At 70.8% G+C, this 14,420-nt stretch carries 12 protein-coding genes and 1 pseudogene; 7 read left to right on the top strand and 6 right to left on the bottom strand.

Annotation, left to right across the window (positions count from 1 at the left end; genetic code table 11):
• The first annotated feature begins 101 nt into the window (after nucleotides 1-101).
• Genes P3T27_RS01370 through P3T27_RS01360 form a run of 3 tightly spaced genes read left to right on the top strand, consistent with a single transcriptional unit; the run spans nucleotide 102 to nucleotide 2,221 of the window.
• Nucleotides 102-1,091 carry a LuxR C-terminal-related transcriptional regulator gene (locus tag P3T27_RS01370; RefSeq protein ID WP_280673764.1) on the top strand — a complete coding sequence of 330 codons (990 nt, stop codon included), beginning with the start codon at nucleotides 102-104 and terminating at the stop codon, nucleotides 1,089-1,091.
• On the top strand, nucleotides 1,081-1,242 hold the full coding sequence (locus tag P3T27_RS01365; RefSeq protein WP_280673763.1) for a hypothetical protein: 162 nt from the start codon (nucleotides 1,081-1,083) through the stop codon (nucleotides 1,240-1,242). Before P3T27_RS01370 ends, P3T27_RS01365 begins: the two co-directional genes overlap by 11 nt.
• A complete protein-coding gene (locus P3T27_RS01360) occupies nucleotides 1,235-2,221 on the top strand; it encodes a helix-turn-helix domain-containing protein (RefSeq protein WP_280673762.1) in 987 nt (328 codons plus the stop codon). The genes P3T27_RS01365 and P3T27_RS01360 overlap by 8 nt, the downstream gene beginning before the upstream one ends.
• Nucleotides 2,222-2,228: 7 nt before the next feature.
• Here P3T27_RS01360 and P3T27_RS01355 read toward each other — a convergent pair whose 3' ends face one another.
• A complete protein-coding gene (locus P3T27_RS01355) occupies nucleotides 2,229-2,855 on the bottom strand; it encodes a hypothetical protein (protein ID WP_280673761.1) in 627 nt (208 codons plus the stop codon).
• A 349-nt stretch (nucleotides 2,856-3,204) separates the two neighbouring features.
• Here P3T27_RS01355 and P3T27_RS01350 point away from each other — a divergent pair, with 349 nt between their 5' ends.
• Entirely contained in the window at nucleotides 3,205-3,396 is a 192-nt protein-coding gene (locus P3T27_RS01350) for a hypothetical protein (RefSeq protein ID WP_280673760.1), read from the top strand.
• A gap of 43 nt (nucleotides 3,397-3,439) precedes the next feature.
• Here the strand turns inward: P3T27_RS01350 and P3T27_RS01345 are convergent, their stop codons facing one another.
• The 5 genes from P3T27_RS01345 to dnaK form a co-directional block, all read right to left on the bottom strand.
• Nucleotides 3,440-4,450, bottom strand: a complete 1,011-nt coding sequence (locus P3T27_RS01345) for a helix-turn-helix domain-containing protein (RefSeq protein WP_280673758.1) — start codon at nucleotides 4,448-4,450, stop codon at nucleotides 3,440-3,442.
• A gap of 201 nt (nucleotides 4,451-4,651) precedes the next feature.
• Nucleotides 4,652-5,176, bottom strand: a complete 525-nt coding sequence (locus P3T27_RS01340; RefSeq protein WP_280673756.1) for a helix-turn-helix domain-containing protein — start codon at nucleotides 5,174-5,176, stop codon at nucleotides 4,652-4,654.
• Nucleotides 5,177-5,183: 7 nt separating this feature from the next.
• Nucleotides 5,184-6,341 (bottom strand): molecular chaperone DnaJ, encoded by a 1,158-nt coding sequence (dnaJ, locus tag P3T27_RS01335; protein ID WP_280673754.1) that lies wholly within the window; start codon nucleotides 6,339-6,341, stop codon nucleotides 5,184-5,186.
• Nucleotides 6,342-6,565: 224 nt separating this feature from the next.
• A complete protein-coding gene (gene grpE, locus P3T27_RS01330) occupies nucleotides 6,566-7,195 on the bottom strand; it encodes a nucleotide exchange factor GrpE (protein WP_280673752.1) in 630 nt (209 codons plus the stop codon).
• Nucleotides 7,192-9,030, bottom strand: coding sequence for a molecular chaperone DnaK (gene dnaK / locus P3T27_RS01325; RefSeq protein WP_280673750.1), 1,839 nt, complete (start codon nucleotides 9,028-9,030; stop codon nucleotides 7,192-7,194). Before dnaK ends, grpE begins: the two co-directional genes overlap by 4 nt.
• 369 nt (nucleotides 9,031-9,399) lie before the next feature.
• On the opposite strand from dnaK, the gene P3T27_RS01320 reads away from it, so the two are divergent.
• From P3T27_RS01320 to P3T27_RS01310, 3 genes and pseudogenes are all read left to right on the top strand, one after another.
• The gene (locus tag P3T27_RS01320) at nucleotides 9,400-11,622 is read left to right on the top strand and encodes a (Fe-S)-binding protein (protein WP_280673748.1); all 2,223 of its coding nucleotides are present in this window, start codon (nucleotides 9,400-9,402) and stop codon (nucleotides 11,620-11,622) included.
• 378 nt (nucleotides 11,623-12,000) lie between these two features.
• Nucleotides 12,001-13,074: pseudogene (locus tag P3T27_RS01315) on the top strand (NDP-sugar synthase); the annotation flags it as partial.
• Between the two features lie 300 nt (nucleotides 13,075-13,374).
• Nucleotides 13,375-14,409, top strand: coding sequence for a YIP1 family protein (locus P3T27_RS01310; protein WP_280673746.1), 1,035 nt, complete (start codon nucleotides 13,375-13,377; stop codon nucleotides 14,407-14,409).
• The last annotated feature ends 11 nt before the right edge of the window (nucleotides 14,410-14,420 follow it).

Raw genomic sequence — 14,420 nt, 5'->3', positions numbered from 1 at the left:
CCGGGGGCCCGCCGTCCGGCCGGTACCGTGACCGCCGAGCCCCGCGCCGGACGGCGCGAAGGCGGCACCAGGGGAGAAGAGTCCGGCAGGGAGTGTGCGACGTGACGGCGGAACCGGCGGTCGCGCCGCGGCACGGACAGCCCCCGGGCGAGGAGCCCGACGAGGCCGCCCGGCAGCTGTACCTGGCGACCCTCGCCCAGGGCGGCCGCATCCCGTTCACCGACACCCAGGACGCCGACCAGACCGCGCTCCAGCAGCTCATCGACCTCGGCCTGCTCATCGCCAACCCGATGGACCACTGCTACACCGCCATCAGCCCACGCTCCGTCAGCGACCGCCTGGGCGCCGAACTCCGCAGCGAGGCGACCAGGCTGCTGGTCCGCGCGGAGAACCTGCCGGGCGCCCTCGACGGCCTCACCCGCGCCTACGACGCGATGCCCCGGCCCTCCGGCCGGGCCGGCGGCGCCGTCCACGTCGAGGGCCACGTCCACATCCGCCAGCGGATCTCCCAGCTCGTCTCCGACTGCCGCTCCGAAGTCCTCGCCGCCCAACCCGGCCACCGCCCCGCCGACACCCTGCAGGTCGCCCTCCTCCAGGACGTCCAACTCCTCCAGCGCGGCTGCTCCCTGCGCACCATCTACCAGCCCGTCGCCCTCGCCGACCCGCCCGCCCGCGCCTACGCCGAGGAGGTCACCCGGCACGGCTCCCTCATCCGCGTCCTCGACGAACCGTTCCAACGGCTGCTCGTCTTCGACCGCACCGTCGCCGTGATCTCCGCCAACGACGACAACAGCACCGCCGCCTTCATCACCGACCCGGCCGCCATCACCTTCCTGGTCGGCGCCTTCGAACGTGACTGGGCCCGCGCCGACACCGCCGAGACCGCCGCCACCCTCGGCCCCACCCGCACCATCCCCGACCGGGTCGGCCGGCTGCTCGCCCGCGGCCTCACCCAGCGCGCCGTCGCCACCCGCCTCGGCCTCAGCGAACGCACCGTCGCCGCCCACGTCTCCCGCCTGCGCGACCGCCACGGCGCCCAGACCCTCTTCCAACTCGGCTGGCTGATGAGAGGCGCCCGCGATGACCGATGAACCCGGCCCCGCCGAGCGGCCCGCCGTCGCGACCCGCCTCGGCCTCAGCGAACGCACGGTCGCCGCCCACATCGCCCGGCTCCGCCACCACTACGGCGCCCACACCCTCTTCCAACTCGGCCGGCAGATGAGGGGAGACCGCGATGCCTGAAGCCGTACTCGACCCTCCCGACGACGCCGCCCGCGACCTCTACCGGGCGATCCTGGGTGAGGGCGGCCGGATCCGGGTGGGCGAGATCCGCCCCGAGGACGAGGCGGCGGTGAAGCAGCTCACCGACCTCGGCCTGCTCGTCCTGCGGGCCGCGGACGGCGTCTACTCGGCGATGAACCCACGAGCCGTCAGTGAGCGGATCGGTACCGAACTCCGGGAGGAGGGCGCCCGGCTGATCACCCGGGCGGCGCTCCTGCCGAGGATGCTGGACGACCTGACCCAGGCCTACGACGCGGTGCCGCGCCGCTACCCCGAGCGTTCGCCCGGAGTGGAGTACGTCGCCGGAATGCTGCAGATCCGTCACCGGATCGCCCAGGTGCAGAACGACCACCCGAGCGAGGCCCTCGCCATGCAGCCCGGGGGTGCTCGTCCTTCCGCGCTCATGGACGACGGGCTGGAGCAGAGCCGACGCCACCTCGCACGAGGCGGCGCGCTGCGGACGATCTACGAGGTGTCAGCCCGGCTCGATCCGGCGACGGTCGCCTTCGCGGCCAGGTCGACCGAGCTCGGCGCCGCGATCCGGGTCCTGCCCGTCTCGTTCACCCGGCTGATGATCTTCGGCCGGGCCGTCGCCGTGATCCCCGCCGCCTCGGACCACGGCAGCGCGGCCTTCGTCGAGGATCCGGCCGTGGTCGACTTCCTGGTGCGGGACTTCGAGCTGCACTGGCGGCAGGCCGAGGGCGTGAACTGGGCCGCGCTCGCCGTCGGCGGGGCGGAGCCCACCATCCACGAGCAGGTCGGCCGCCTGCTCGCGCAGGGGCTCACGCAGCGGGCGATCGCCAGCCGTCTCGGGCTGAGCGAGCGGACGGTGGCCGGTCACATCGCCCGGCTGCGTGAGCTGTACGACGCGGAGACGCTGTTCCAACTGGGCTGGCAGATGCGGGGATCCCGGACGGGGGACGGAGAGTCCGGTGGGTGAGCGTCGCTCAGCCGGTGGCGGCGCTGGTCGGCCAGTAGCCGGCCCGGCCGGCGACGGGGGGCTGCTGCCGGGGGACGTTGAACTGCTCACCGGGGGCGGTCCAGAAGCCCTCGCGCAGGGACAGCGCCATGCCGGCCCAGTCGAGCGCGGTCTCCACGGTGTGGTTGAGGGCCTCCTGCGACCAGGTGTCGTCGAAGACCAGCGGCAGGACGGGGGCGACCTGCTCGATGGTGGCGATCAGCGGGTTGTGCGTGATGGCCTCGTCGACGAGGAGGACGATCGGCTTCCGCAGCGCCGACGCCCACCCCAGCTCCAGGCTCACCCCGGCCGACAGCGGCGCCCCGACGTAGGCGAACACGAGGTCCGCGGACTGCAGGGCCCGGAAGTCGGACGGGACCCGGGGCTCCGGCGCCTGCCCGGCGACGGTCCAGGCATCACTGTGGTGCGCGCTGTACACGGCGGCACCGCTGCGGAGCAGCGTGGTGCGAAGCGTCGTCAGCCGCGTCCGGCTGGCGAGCGTCACCACGCTGTCCGCGGGCCCGGTCAACCGCATCAGCGGCGCGGCCAGAAACACACGTGCACGCCGGCCCTCGGGGGCCTGGCTGTCGTGGTGACGCAGGTAGGGCTCAGTCATGTCGACTCCGGGGGAGGGGCGCCGAGTTGTGTCAATTCCCGGCATTTGGCGACGTTTTGAACGATTTGTGGTGGAATTAACGCCGACTACTTTTGTCGCGGCCATGATGCATTGCTGCTCTGCTTTGTCTTCGTGATCGAGCTGGTGGCGTCAGCGTGCCATTGATCGTCCCTAGTGGGCGGCTCGGGAGTCCACCGCCGCACGGTGTCATCTCTCTGCATGGCAGAGAGATGACGCACTCATGGGTCAGGGCCTTGGTGACACGAGCCGCTTGTCTGCGGCATTATGTGGTCGATTGTTCGACGTGCCGGAGCGTGCGAGCTTGGAAGGTACTGAGAAGGAGTCTCGGATGTCTCGTATACGCAGGTTTGCCGCGGCTGTCATCGTTTCGGTTGCAGTTGCCTTCGTCGCCGGTGTTTCCGGTGGAACACCTGGGGACGACACCTACTGGTCGTTCGTCCGGGCCGACCAGGGCGCCGGGAGTGCTTCGACGCACATCGTCGCCGCCATGCAGACCGAGTCCGACACGGCCTGGACCTAAGCCTGTTGAGCGGGGGTGGTGTCGACGGCCAGTGCGGGCCGCGTCAGCCGAACGAGTCCTTCTCCGCGTCCGACATCGCCGAACGCGCCAGCACGTACCCCAGCTGGAAGAGCGATTCGACCTGGTAGTCCTCGCGCATCTCGGCGAGGTGCCGGGCCAGGGTCCGTTCGCTGATCCCCAGTCTGCGGGCGATGACGCGGTGGTTCACGCCGTCGAGGAGCAGGTCGATGATCGCCTGGCGAAGGCTTGAGACGACCTCCTGCGGAACGGCACGCGAGCCGTCGAAGTCCAGGCTCCGGCTCCAGTTGCGCTCGAAGACCTCGTCGGCGAGGTAGCTGACGATGGCCCGGTCGTGGATGAAAGCGGCCACGTTGAGGTCCTCGATCACCGGTATGACGGCCGACCGGCGATCGATCACGAACAGCCGGGTGTAGGGCTCGTCCAGGGTGCGCACCTGGGCGCCCGCCGAGGTGACGGTGGCGACGTACTCGCGCGTGGGCGCGTGGTAGCGGGTGCTGGGGTGGTAGATCGTCCGCAGTGAGGCGCCCCGGCGGAGCGTGTCCAGGTCGCGGCCTATGACCGTGGTCAACGCCTCGGGTGGCCGCGGGCCACCGGGCTGCGCCGCGAGTATCTCCTCGGAGGCGCTGGTCACCAGCTGGTGCAGCCGCTGGTTGATAAGAACCTTCCCCCGAATGTATTCGATGGTTCCACCGGCCTGCTCCGGCCGGTGATAAGTGTCGGCGAGTTCTTGCAGATCACCGGGGAGTGCAGCTGCGCGCGTCAGCAGATTGAGCGCCTTTCGCTGCCAGGCGGCGCTTAGCCCCTTGGAGAGTTGTGCCGGGTCGACCGCGATGAGCACGCCGGGAGCGTCGATGTCCGCGACGAGCAGCCCGATGTCGAGTAGCTCCGCGAGACGGTCCTTGTCGTCGCTGCTGACATCCGCGGTGACAACTCTTCCCCCGGTGAGCACGGTGTTTCGGTACAGAGCCCGGGCCTCGGAGGAAAGTACGCCCAATCCGCCCGTGGTCACCCCGGGATCCTCGGTCCCACTCATCGGTGGCTCCTCGTCACTGACTGGACTGCTCTGCAGCTTAGGTGTGCGGCGCTCGATGAGGATCTTAGGCACCAAATCCACTCCCGGGTGTCCTGGCGAACTCCGGGCGCTGCTGCGGCACAGGGGCACTCTCTCACTACACACCAGCCGCCGGCACCCCCCGGGTGGAGGGGAGCCGGCGGCTGGAGGTGTTCAGCCAAGTCAGCGCTTGGGGCGCCAGACGACGAGGGCGCTGGACTGGGTGGGGGGCTGGTACGGGACGAGGTCGCGGCGGTAGGAGGCGTGGACGGCGGCCTCGCGCTGCTGGAGGGCGGTGGCGGCGCCCTCCAGGGAGTCGACGAGCTCGGTGATGCGGGACTGGAGGGCCGTGACCTGGTTCTCCAGCTCGATGATCCGCTTGATGCCGGCCAGGTTGATGCCCTCGTCCTGGGACAGCCGCTGGACCTCGCGCAGTTGCTGGATGTCGCGCGCGGAGTAGCGGCGGCCGCGGCCGGCGGTGCGGTCGGGGCAGACGAGGCCGAGGCGGTCGTACTGGCGCAGGGTCTGCGGGTGCAGACCGGAGAGTTCGGCGGCGACGGAGATGACGTACACCGGGGTGTCCTCGGTGAGTACGTACTGCGGCGGGGCGGCGGGGCGCCGGGTGCGGCGGCCGTCGCCGGGCAGGCCTTCGCCGATGCCGGGCCCGATGGGGCCGATGCCGGGGCCGATGGGGCTGTCGGGGATCATCTGGTCGTCACGCTCCCTTCGCCGCCCGGAAGAGGGCGGCTCGTGGGTCGTCGGAGGCGGTGGCCTCGCGGTACTGCTCCAGGGCGTTCAGCGCGTCGCCGGAGACGCGCTGCGGCACCACGACCTCGACGGTGACGAGGAGGTCGCCGCGGGTGCCGTCCTTGCGGGTGGCGCCCTTGCCGCGGGCGCGCATGGTGAGGCCGTTGGCGCTGCCGGGGGGCAGCTTGAGCTTCACGGCGGGGCCGTTGAGCGTGGGCACCTCGATGGTGCCGCCGAGGGCGGCTTCGGGGAAGGTGACGGGGACGGTGACGGTGAGGTTGTCCCCCTTGCGCCCGAAGACGGGGTGCGGGTCGACGTGCACGGTGACGTAGAGGTCGCCGGGCTGGCCGCCGCGTTCGCCCTGGGCGCCCTTGCCCTTGAGCCGGATGCGCTGGGCGTCCTGGACGCCGGCCGGGATGCGCACCTGCATGGTGTGGGCGGAGCTGGCCCGGCCGCTGCCGTGGCAGTCGGCGCACGGGTCGTCGACGATCATGCCGCGGCCGCGGCAGTCCTTGCACGGCTCGGAGAGCGCGAACGCACCCTGGCCGCGGCTGACGGTGCCGGCGCCGACGCAGGTCGGGCAGACCCGCGGGGTGGTGCCGGACTTGGCGCCGGTGCCGTTGCAGCTGCGGCAGGGGGCCTGGCTGGTCATCCGGAGGGGGACGGTCGCGCCGTCGACGGCCTCGTCGAAGGCGAGGGTGACCTCGGTCTCGACGTCGGCGCCGCGCCGGGGCTGGGCCTGCCGGCCGCCGCTCCGGTTGAAGAGTCCGCCGAAGACGTCGCCGAGTCCGCCGCTGCCGGTGTTCTGGCTGCCGCTGAAGAGGTCGCCGAAGTCGAAGCTGTAGCTGCCGGTGCCCTGGCCGGGGCCGCCGGCCCGGAAGCCGCCGTTGGCGAAGAGGCTGCGGGCCTCGTCGTACTCCTTGCGGCGCTTCTCGTCGGACAGGACGTCGTAGGCCTCGGAGATGTCCTTGAACCGCTCTTCGGCCTTGGTGTCGCCCTTGTTGGCGTCCGGGTGGAACTCGCGTGCGAGCTTGCGGTAGGTCTTCTTGATCTCGGCGGCGGTGGCGTCCTTGGGCACGCCGAGGACCTTGTAGTAGTCCTTCTCCACGTAGTCCTTGCCACTCATGCGTCCACCTCGCTCCGCTCGGCAGCCGCTTCGCGCAACACGCACCTGCCAACGATTCGCTCGCTGCGCCTGCTCATCAGCTGCCGCCACCTCCCGATGTCCATCGTCGCTGCGCTGTCAACAGCCCGTCCGCCGGCCGCCGCTGACAACGCGCTGCGGAGCCGGCCGCCGTACTGGCCGGCGTACGACTCCGCAGCGCACTGGTTTTCAGCTGTCACGGGTTGTCAGCTGTCCGAGCCACCGTCGGACTTGTCCGCGTCCCCGGACTTCGCCTCGCTGTCCGGCGCGGCCGTGGTCTGGGTGCCCGGCTGGGGCTCCGCGACGGCGACCATGGCGGGGCGGATGATCCGCTCGCCGATCCGGTAGCCGGGCTGGAGGATCTGCACACAGGTGTCCTCGGTGACGTCCGAGGAGTAGCTGTGCATCAGCGCCTCGTGCATGGTCGGGTCGAAGGGCTCGCCCTCCTTGCCGAACTGCTGCAGGCCCAGCTTGGCGACGACCGTCTCCAGGGACTCGGCGACGGACTTGAAGCCGCCGGTGACCTCGCCGTGCTCGCGGGCGCGGCCGATGTCGTCCAGCACCGGGATCAGGGACTCCAGGATGTTGGAGACCGCGATCTCGCGGACCGTCAGCCGATCGCGCTCGACCCGCTTGCGGTAGTTCTGGTACTCGGCCTGCAGGCGCTGCAGGTCGCCGGTGCGCTCGGACAACTCCCGCTTGGCGGTGGCGAGTTCGTCCGAACCGGAACCGGATTCGGCGGCACCGGCCGCGGCGGCCTCCTCGGCGGCCTTGATCACGGCCTCGTCGGCGGCGGAGTCGTCGCCGGGCTTGCCGCCCTGCGGCTTCTCCGTCATGCCGCACCACCCTTGGGCTTCTCGTCGTCCACGATCTCGGCGTCGACGACGTCGTCGTCCTTGGCCTGGGCGGACTCGCCGGCCGGGGCGGCACCGGCGGCGTCGGCGTTGGCGTACAGCGCCTGGCCGAGCTTCTGCGCGGTGGTGGAGACCTTCTCGGACGCCTCGCGGATCTTCGCGATGTCCTCGCCCTTCAGGGCCTCCTTGAGCTCGCCGATGGCGGTCTCGACCTCGGTCTTGACGTCGGCGGGGAGCTTGTCGGCGTTGTCGGCGATGAACTTCTCGGTCGAGTAGACGAGCTGCTCGGCGGAGTTGCGGGTCTCGACCGACTCGCGGCGCTTGTGGTCCTCCTCCGCGTACTGCTCGGCCTCGCGCATCATGCGCTCGATGTCGTCCTTCGGCAGCGCGGAGCCGCCGGTGACGGTCATCTTCTGCTCCTTGCCGGTGCCGAGGTCCTTGGCACCGACGTGCATGATGCCGTTGGCGTCGATGTCGAAGGTGACCTCGATCTGCGGCAGGCCGCGGGGGGCCGGCGGCAGACCGGTCAGCTCGAACATGCCGAGCTTCTTGTTGTACGCGGCGATCTCGCGCTCGCCCTGGTAGACCTGGATCTGCACGGACGGCTGGTTGTCCTCGGCCGTGGTGAAGATCTCCGAGCGCTTGGTCGGGATCGTGGTGTTGCGCTCGATCAGCTTGGTCATGATGCCGCCCTTGGTCTCGATGCCGAGGGACAGCGGGGTGACGTCGAGCAGCAGGACGTCCTTGACCTCGCCCTTGAGGACACCGGCCTGGAGCGCGGCGCCGATGGCGACGACCTCGTCCGGGTTGACGCCCTTGTTGGCGTCCTTGCCGCCGGTCAGCTCGCGGACGAGCTCGGCGACGGCCGGCATACGGGTCGAGCCGCCGACGAGGACGACGTGGTCGATCTCGGAGAGCGAGATGCCGGCGTCCTTGATCACGTTGTGGAACGGGACCTTGCAGCGCTCCAGCAGGTCCGAGGTCAGCTGCTGGAACTGGGCCCGGGTGAGCTTCTCGTCCAGGTGCAGCGGGCCCTCGGCGGAGGCCGTGATGTACGGCAGGTTGATCGAGGTCTCGGAGGACGAGGACAGCTCGATCTTGGCCTTCTCGGCGGCCTCGCGCAGACGCTGCAGGGCCATCTTGTCCTTGGACAGGTCGACGCCGTGGCCGGCCTGGAAGACCTTGACCAGGTGGTCGACGACCTTCTGGTCCCAGTCGTCACCACCGAGGTGGTTGTCACCGTTGGTGGCCTTCACCTCGACGACCCCGTCGCCGATCTCCAGCAGGGAGACGTCGAAGGTGCCGCCGCCGAGGTCGAAGACCAGAATGGTCTGGTCGTCCTTGTCCAGGCCGTAGGCCAGGGCGGCCGCGGTCGGCTCGTTGACGATGCGCAGGACGTTGAGGCCCGCGATCTCACCGGCCTCCTTGGTGGCCTGGCGCTCCGAGTCGGAGAAGTACGCCGGGACGGTGATGACGGCGTCGGTGACCGTCTCGCCCAGGTACGCCTCGGCGTCCCGCTTCAGCTTCTGCAGCACGAAGGCGCTGATCTGCTGGGGGTTGAAGTCCTTGCCGTCCAGGTTGATCTTCCACCCGGTGCCCATGTGGCGCTTGACCGAGCGGATGGTCCGGTCGACGTTGGTGACCGCCTGGCGCTTGGCCACCTCGCCGACCAGGACCTCGCCGTTCTTGGCGAAGGCGACGACGGACGGCGTGGTCCGAGCGCCCTCGGCGTTCGTGATGACGGTGGGCTCGCCACCCTCCAGAACGCTGACGACCGAGTTCGTCGTGCCGAGGTCGATGCCGACCGCGCGTGCCATCGTAGGTACCTCCACGGAAGAGTTGAGCTTTACAGGCTCAAGGATGCACGACGGGGCGGGCGCCGTCAACAGGTATGAGCCGGACCCACTCAACTTTGCTGAGCGGGTGCGGGCCCGGGTGTGGACGGCCGGCCCCCGGGATCGCGGCGCGGGTGGCGGCGCGGGTGGCGTCACGTGTGGCGCCACGTGACTGTCGCCATAGCTTGGGAACCTTCTGGAGAACTGTCGGTGGGCGGTATTGTCCGGGCCGTCGGCCCGGAAAGTTACCGACGAGTACACTTCTTTTGGAAGCACCTTCAGAACCACCTCCAGAACCACCTTCAGAACCAAGAGACTGCTCAACAGCAAGCCGCAGGAGACGGAGAGCCGATGCAGCTAGCAGCGATCGTCATCTCGCTGGTCACGTTCGTGATCGGCACCGCGCTCGCCGCCCGTGCGGCGCTGTACATCTACAAGGTGGTGCGGACCGGCCAGCCGGACTCCAGCCGCTTCGGACAGCCCGCCCAGCGGGTGAAGACCGTCGCGGTCGAGTTCGTCGGCCACACCCGGATGAACCGCTGGGGGATCGTGGGCATCGCCCACTGGTTCGTCGCGGTCGGCTTCTTCAGCCTGGTGCTGACCATCGTCAACGCCTTCGGCCAGCTCTTCGACGCCGAGTTCGCGCTGCCGATCATCGGCCACTGGATGCTGTGGCAGCTCTTCGTCGAACTGGTCGGCACCCTCACCACGCTGGGCATCGCGACGCTGATGGTGATCCGGCTGATGAGCCTGCCGTCGAGGTCCGGCCGCAAGTCCCGCTTCGCCGGCTCGATCGCCTGGCAGGCCTTCTACGTCGAGTACACGATCCTCGGCATCGGCCTGTGCATCCTGATGCTGCGCGCGCTGGAGGGCGCCCTCAACGGCGTCGACTCCTACGGGCCGGAGCACCTGGTCTCGTACCCGCTGGTCTCCGCGTTCAGCGGGCTGTCGCACGGCACGCTGGAGAACCTGATCTACCTGTTCGCGATGCTGAAGATCTGCATCTCGTTCGCGTGGGCGGCCACCATCGGCATCAACCCCTCGATGGGGGTGGCCTGGCACCGCTTCCTCGGCTTCTTCAACATCTACTTCAAGCGCGAGGAGGACGGCGGCACCGCGCTCGGCGCCCTGCGCCCGATGACCAGCGGCGGCCAGCCGATCGACTTCGAGGACCCGGCCGAGGACGCCGTCTTCGGCGTCTCCCAGGTCGAGCACTTCTCCTGGAAGGGCATCCTCGACTTCTCCACCTGCACCGAGTGCGGCCGCTGCCAGTCGCAGTGCCCGGCCTGGAACACCGGCAAGCCGCTCTCGCCGAAGCTGCTGATCATGAGCCTGCGCGAGCACGCCTTCGGCAAGGCGCCGTACCTGCTGGCCGGTGGCGGCAAGGACATGGAGGGCGAGGAGCGCGCGACGGCCGAGCAGCTCAAGGACGTCCCGGCGGCCGCCCTGGCCGAGGCGGAGCGCCCGCTGATCGGCACCGCCGAGGAGAACGGCGTCATCGACCCGGACGTCCTGTGGTCCTGCACCACCTGCGGCGCCTGCGTCGAGCAGTGCCCGGTGGACATCGAGCACATCGACCACATCGTCGACATGCGCCGCTACCAGGTGATGATCGAGTCCTCGTTCCCGACCGAGGCCGGGACGATGCTCAAGAACCTGGAGAACAAGGGCAACCCGTGGGGCATGGCCACCAAGGCCCGCCTGGACTGGGTCAAGGAGCTCAAGAAGGAGACCGGCATCGAGGTGCCGGTGATCGGCGAGGACATCGACCCCGCCGAGGTCGAGTACCTCTACTGGGTCGGCTGCGCCGGCGCCCTGGAGGACCGCGCCAAGAAGACCACCAAGGCCTTCGCCGAACTGCTGCACACCGCGGGCGTGAAGTTCGCCATCCTCGGCAAGGAGGAGTCCTGCACCGGTGACTCCGCCCGCCGTCTGGGCAACGAGTTCCTCTTCCAGATGCTCGGCGCGCAGAACGTCGAGACGCTGAACGCGGCCCTGGAGGACGCCCCGGTCAAGCGGATCGTCGCCACCTGCCCGCACTGCTTCAACACCATCGCCAACGAGTACCCGCAGCTGGGCGGCCACTTCGAGGTCATCCACCACACCCAGCTGCTGCAGCACCTGATCGACGAGGGCAAGCTCGTCCCGGTCAACCCGGTCGAGGGCCTGATCACCTACCACGACCCCTGCTACCTGGGCCGCCACAACAAGGTCTACAGCCCGCCGCGCGAGATCATGGACAAGGTCCCGGGGCTGCGCCAGCAGGAGATGCACCGGCACAAGGAGCGCGGCTTCTGCTGCGGCGCCGGCGGTGCCCGGATGTGGATGGAGGAGCGGATCGGCAAGCGGATCAACACCGAGCGCGTGGACGAGGCGCTGTCGCTCAACCCGGACATCGTCTCCACCGCCTGCCCGTTCTGCCTGGTGATGCTCTCCGACTCGGTCAACGGCAAGAAGAACGAGGGCGCCGCCAAGGAGCACCTGAAGGTGGTCGACGTCGCCCAGCTGCTGCTCGACTCGGTGAAGGCGACCCCGCCGGCCGCGGCCGACGAGCCCGCGACGGTGGACGCGTAGCGACCCCTGTTCGACAGTTCTGCTACAACTGCCCGGCCCGGTGGGCGCCGCGAGAGCGCCCGCCGGGCCGGGCTTTTGGGGCGCCTGCGGCGGGCCTGTCGCGGGCTTGTTCGGGGCCCGTTCGGCGCTTGTTGGGGCCCTGTTCGGGGTCCGGCGCGGAGCGGGCGGCGGGCCGGAGGCGCTGCCGGACCTGTGGGGGAGTGGTGCCAATCGCACGGCCGCCTGAGTGCGCCCCGGTTGGAAGGAAATACAGTAGGCGCCAGACCGGCCTCGTGCCGGTCGACCCGTTCCGGACGCCCGGAACGGGTCCAGACCACCGACGGAGGTATCGGCCCGCCGGGCCGGGCCGCAGAGACCACAAGGGGAACAGCGCAAACCATGACCGAGGCGATCATGCTGGTCGGTGGTAAGGGCACGCGACTGCGTCCGCTGACCACCCACACCCCCAAGCCGATGCTGCCGGTGGCAGGCGTCCCGTTCATCGCACACCAGCTGGCCCGCGCGGCCGCCGCCGGCGTCACCCGCGTCGTGCTGGCCACCTCGTACCTGGCCGAGGTCTTCGAGGACCACTTCCAGGACGGCACCCCGTACGGCATAGAGCTGGTCTACCTGACCGAGCGCGAGCCGCTGGGCACCGGCGGCGCCATCCGCAACGCCGCGACCGGGCTGACCTGCGGCCCCGACGAGCCCGTCCTGGTCTTCAACGGCGACATCCTCTCCGGTGTCGACATCGCCGCCCTGCGCGACGGCCACGTGGCCGCCGGGGCCGACGTCACCCTGCACCTCACCCGGGTCGAGGACCCGCGCGCCTTCGGTCTCGTCCCGACCGACGAGAACGGGCGGGTGCTGGAGTTCCTGGAGAAGCCGGAGACGCCGGAGCAGATCGTCACCGACCAGATCAACGCCGGCTGCTACGTCTTCACCCGGTCCGTCATCGACCGCATCCCGGCCGGCCGGGAGGTGTCCGTCGAACGCGAGACCTTCCCCGAACTGCTGGCCACCGGCGCGCTGCTGCGCGGTGTCGTCGACACCTCGTACTGGCTCGACCTGGGCACCCCGGCCGCGTTCGTCCGCGGCTCGGCCGACCTGGTGCTCGGCAAGGTCGACTCCCCGGCCGTCCCCGGGCCGACCGGCGACGCCCTGCTGCTGCCCGGTGCCACCGTCCACCGCGGCGCGGTGCTCAGCGGCGGCACCGTGGTCTCCGCGGACGCGGTCGTCGAGGCCGGCGCGATCGTCGAGGGCAGCGTGATCCTGCCGGGCGCGGTGATCGGCCCGGACACCCTGGTCAAGGACTCCATCGTGGGCTCCTTCGCCGCCGTCGGCGCCCGCTCGGCGCTGGACGGCGCGGTGATCGGCGACGGCGCGATCGTCGAGTCCGACAACGAGCTGCCGAACGGCATCCGGATCGCCTGCGGCACCCTGCTGCCGGTCGGCGCGGTCCGCACCTCGGCCGGCCCGGGCGGCTGCCCGGCCGGCACCGCCGCGGCGGCCGCGGTGCACGGGCCCTCGGTCACCGCGCAGCGGTAGGACCGCGGGCCGGTGGGGCCGCGCAGCGGTAGGGCTGCGGGCTGGTAGGGCCGCGCAGCGGTAGGGCTGCGGTTCGGCCGCTGGTGTCCGAGGCGGGGCCGCCGAACGGCCGTGGCTCCGCCGGGGAGGCCGGGTTTCGGCCGCGTTCGTCTCAGGCTCGCTGCAAACCGGCCCCGGCTCCGTCCAGGCCGTACGCGGATTGGGCCGGACGGGTACCGTCAGAGCGTGGCTGGTAATCGATACGACAGCGGTCAGGGCGCCGACCCCCACGGCGGGTGGGCGCCCCCTCCGCCGCCGGCGGGGACGCCCGGGGGGCACGGGCAGACGGACGGGCCGGAGTACTTCACGGCCCAGCACCGGGCTGCGCCCGGCGGCCCCGACGGCATACCCGGGGGGCCGGGCGGCGTGCCCGGACCACAGGGCGGCGGCTACGACCCGTACGCCGCCGACCGGCCCGGCAGCACCCGGGCCTTCCCGACCGGCGGCGACCCGTACGGCCAGGAGCCGCCCCACCAGGGGTACTACGACCAGGGCCAGTACGCCGGGTACCCGGGGTACCCGGCGGAGGGGTACGGCCCGGAGGGCTACGACCAGGGCGGGTACCCGCCGGGCGACGGCCACGACCAGGGCGGCTACGGCTCGCAGCAGCAGCCGTACGGCCAGGACAACGTCACCGTCTACCGGGCCGGCGGCCAGTCCGCCCCGCACGTCGCCGGGCCCCGCCCGCACTGGCGCGAGCTGCTCCTCGGCATCTTCCGCGCCCCGACCGCGACCTTCGACCGCACCCGCGACCACCAGGTCTGGCTGCCGGCGCTCACCGTCTCGATGCTGTACGGCGCCCTCGCGGTGCTCGGCATCGGCCTGACCCACGACGACATCGTCAATTCGACCTTCACCGTCGCGCTGACCGGCATCGTCGCCGCCGCGATCGGCTTCGCCGTGGCCGGAGCGATCTTCGGCGGGGTCACCTACGCGCTGGCCCGCCAGCTCGGCGGGGACGGCCCGTGGAAGTCGACGGTCGGCCTGGCCGCGCTGATCGGCTGGCTGACCGACGCACCCCGGCTGCTGCTCGACCTGGTGCTGCCCTCGGGCAGCGCGGTCGTCCAGGTCGCCGGCTGGGCCACCTGGGCCCTCTGCGCGTTCCTGCTGACCAGCATGGTCCGGCGGGTGCACGACCTGCCCTGGGGCAAGGCGGCCGCCGCCTCGGCGCTGCAACTGCTCGCGCTGCTGGTGCTGATCAAGCTGCCGACCCTGGGCTGATCGAACCGCTG

It is taken from the genome of Kitasatospora sp. MAA19 (assembly GCF_029894125.1).
Lineage (GTDB): Bacteria > Actinomycetota > Actinomycetes > Streptomycetales > Streptomycetaceae > Kitasatospora.
This window is presented reverse-complemented; position numbering and strand designations above follow the sequence as displayed.

What these genes read in the sequence shown, in the direction of transcription:
- P3T27_RS01345 (WP_280673758.1), bottom strand. Translation starts at nt 4,450, where the DNA reads ATGAGTGGGACCGAGGATCCCGGGGTGACCACGGGCGGATTGGGCGTA.
- P3T27_RS01350 (WP_280673760.1), top strand. Translation starts at nt 3,205, where the DNA reads ATGTCTCGTATACGCAGGTTTGCCGCGGCTGTCATCGTTTCGGTTGCA.
- P3T27_RS01360 (WP_280673762.1), top strand. Translation starts at nt 1,235, where the DNA reads ATGCCTGAAGCCGTACTCGACCCTCCCGACGACGCCGCCCGCGACCTC.
- P3T27_RS01355 (WP_280673761.1), bottom strand. Translation starts at nt 2,855, where the DNA reads ATGACTGAGCCCTACCTGCGTCACCACGACAGCCAGGCCCCCGAGGGC.
- grpE (WP_280673752.1), bottom strand. Translation starts at nt 7,195, where the DNA reads ATGACGGAGAAGCCGCAGGGCGGCAAGCCCGGCGACGACTCCGCCGCC.
- P3T27_RS01320 (WP_280673748.1), top strand. Translation starts at nt 9,400, where the DNA reads ATGCAGCTAGCAGCGATCGTCATCTCGCTGGTCACGTTCGTGATCGGC.
- dnaK (WP_280673750.1), bottom strand. Translation starts at nt 9,030, where the DNA reads ATGGCACGCGCGGTCGGCATCGACCTCGGCACGACGAACTCGGTCGTC.
- dnaJ (WP_280673754.1), bottom strand. Translation starts at nt 6,341, where the DNA reads ATGAGTGGCAAGGACTACGTGGAGAAGGACTACTACAAGGTCCTCGGC.
- P3T27_RS01365 (WP_280673763.1), top strand. Translation starts at nt 1,081, where the DNA reads ATGACCGATGAACCCGGCCCCGCCGAGCGGCCCGCCGTCGCGACCCGC.
- P3T27_RS01340 (WP_280673756.1), bottom strand. Translation starts at nt 5,176, where the DNA reads ATGATCCCCGACAGCCCCATCGGCCCCGGCATCGGCCCCATCGGGCCC.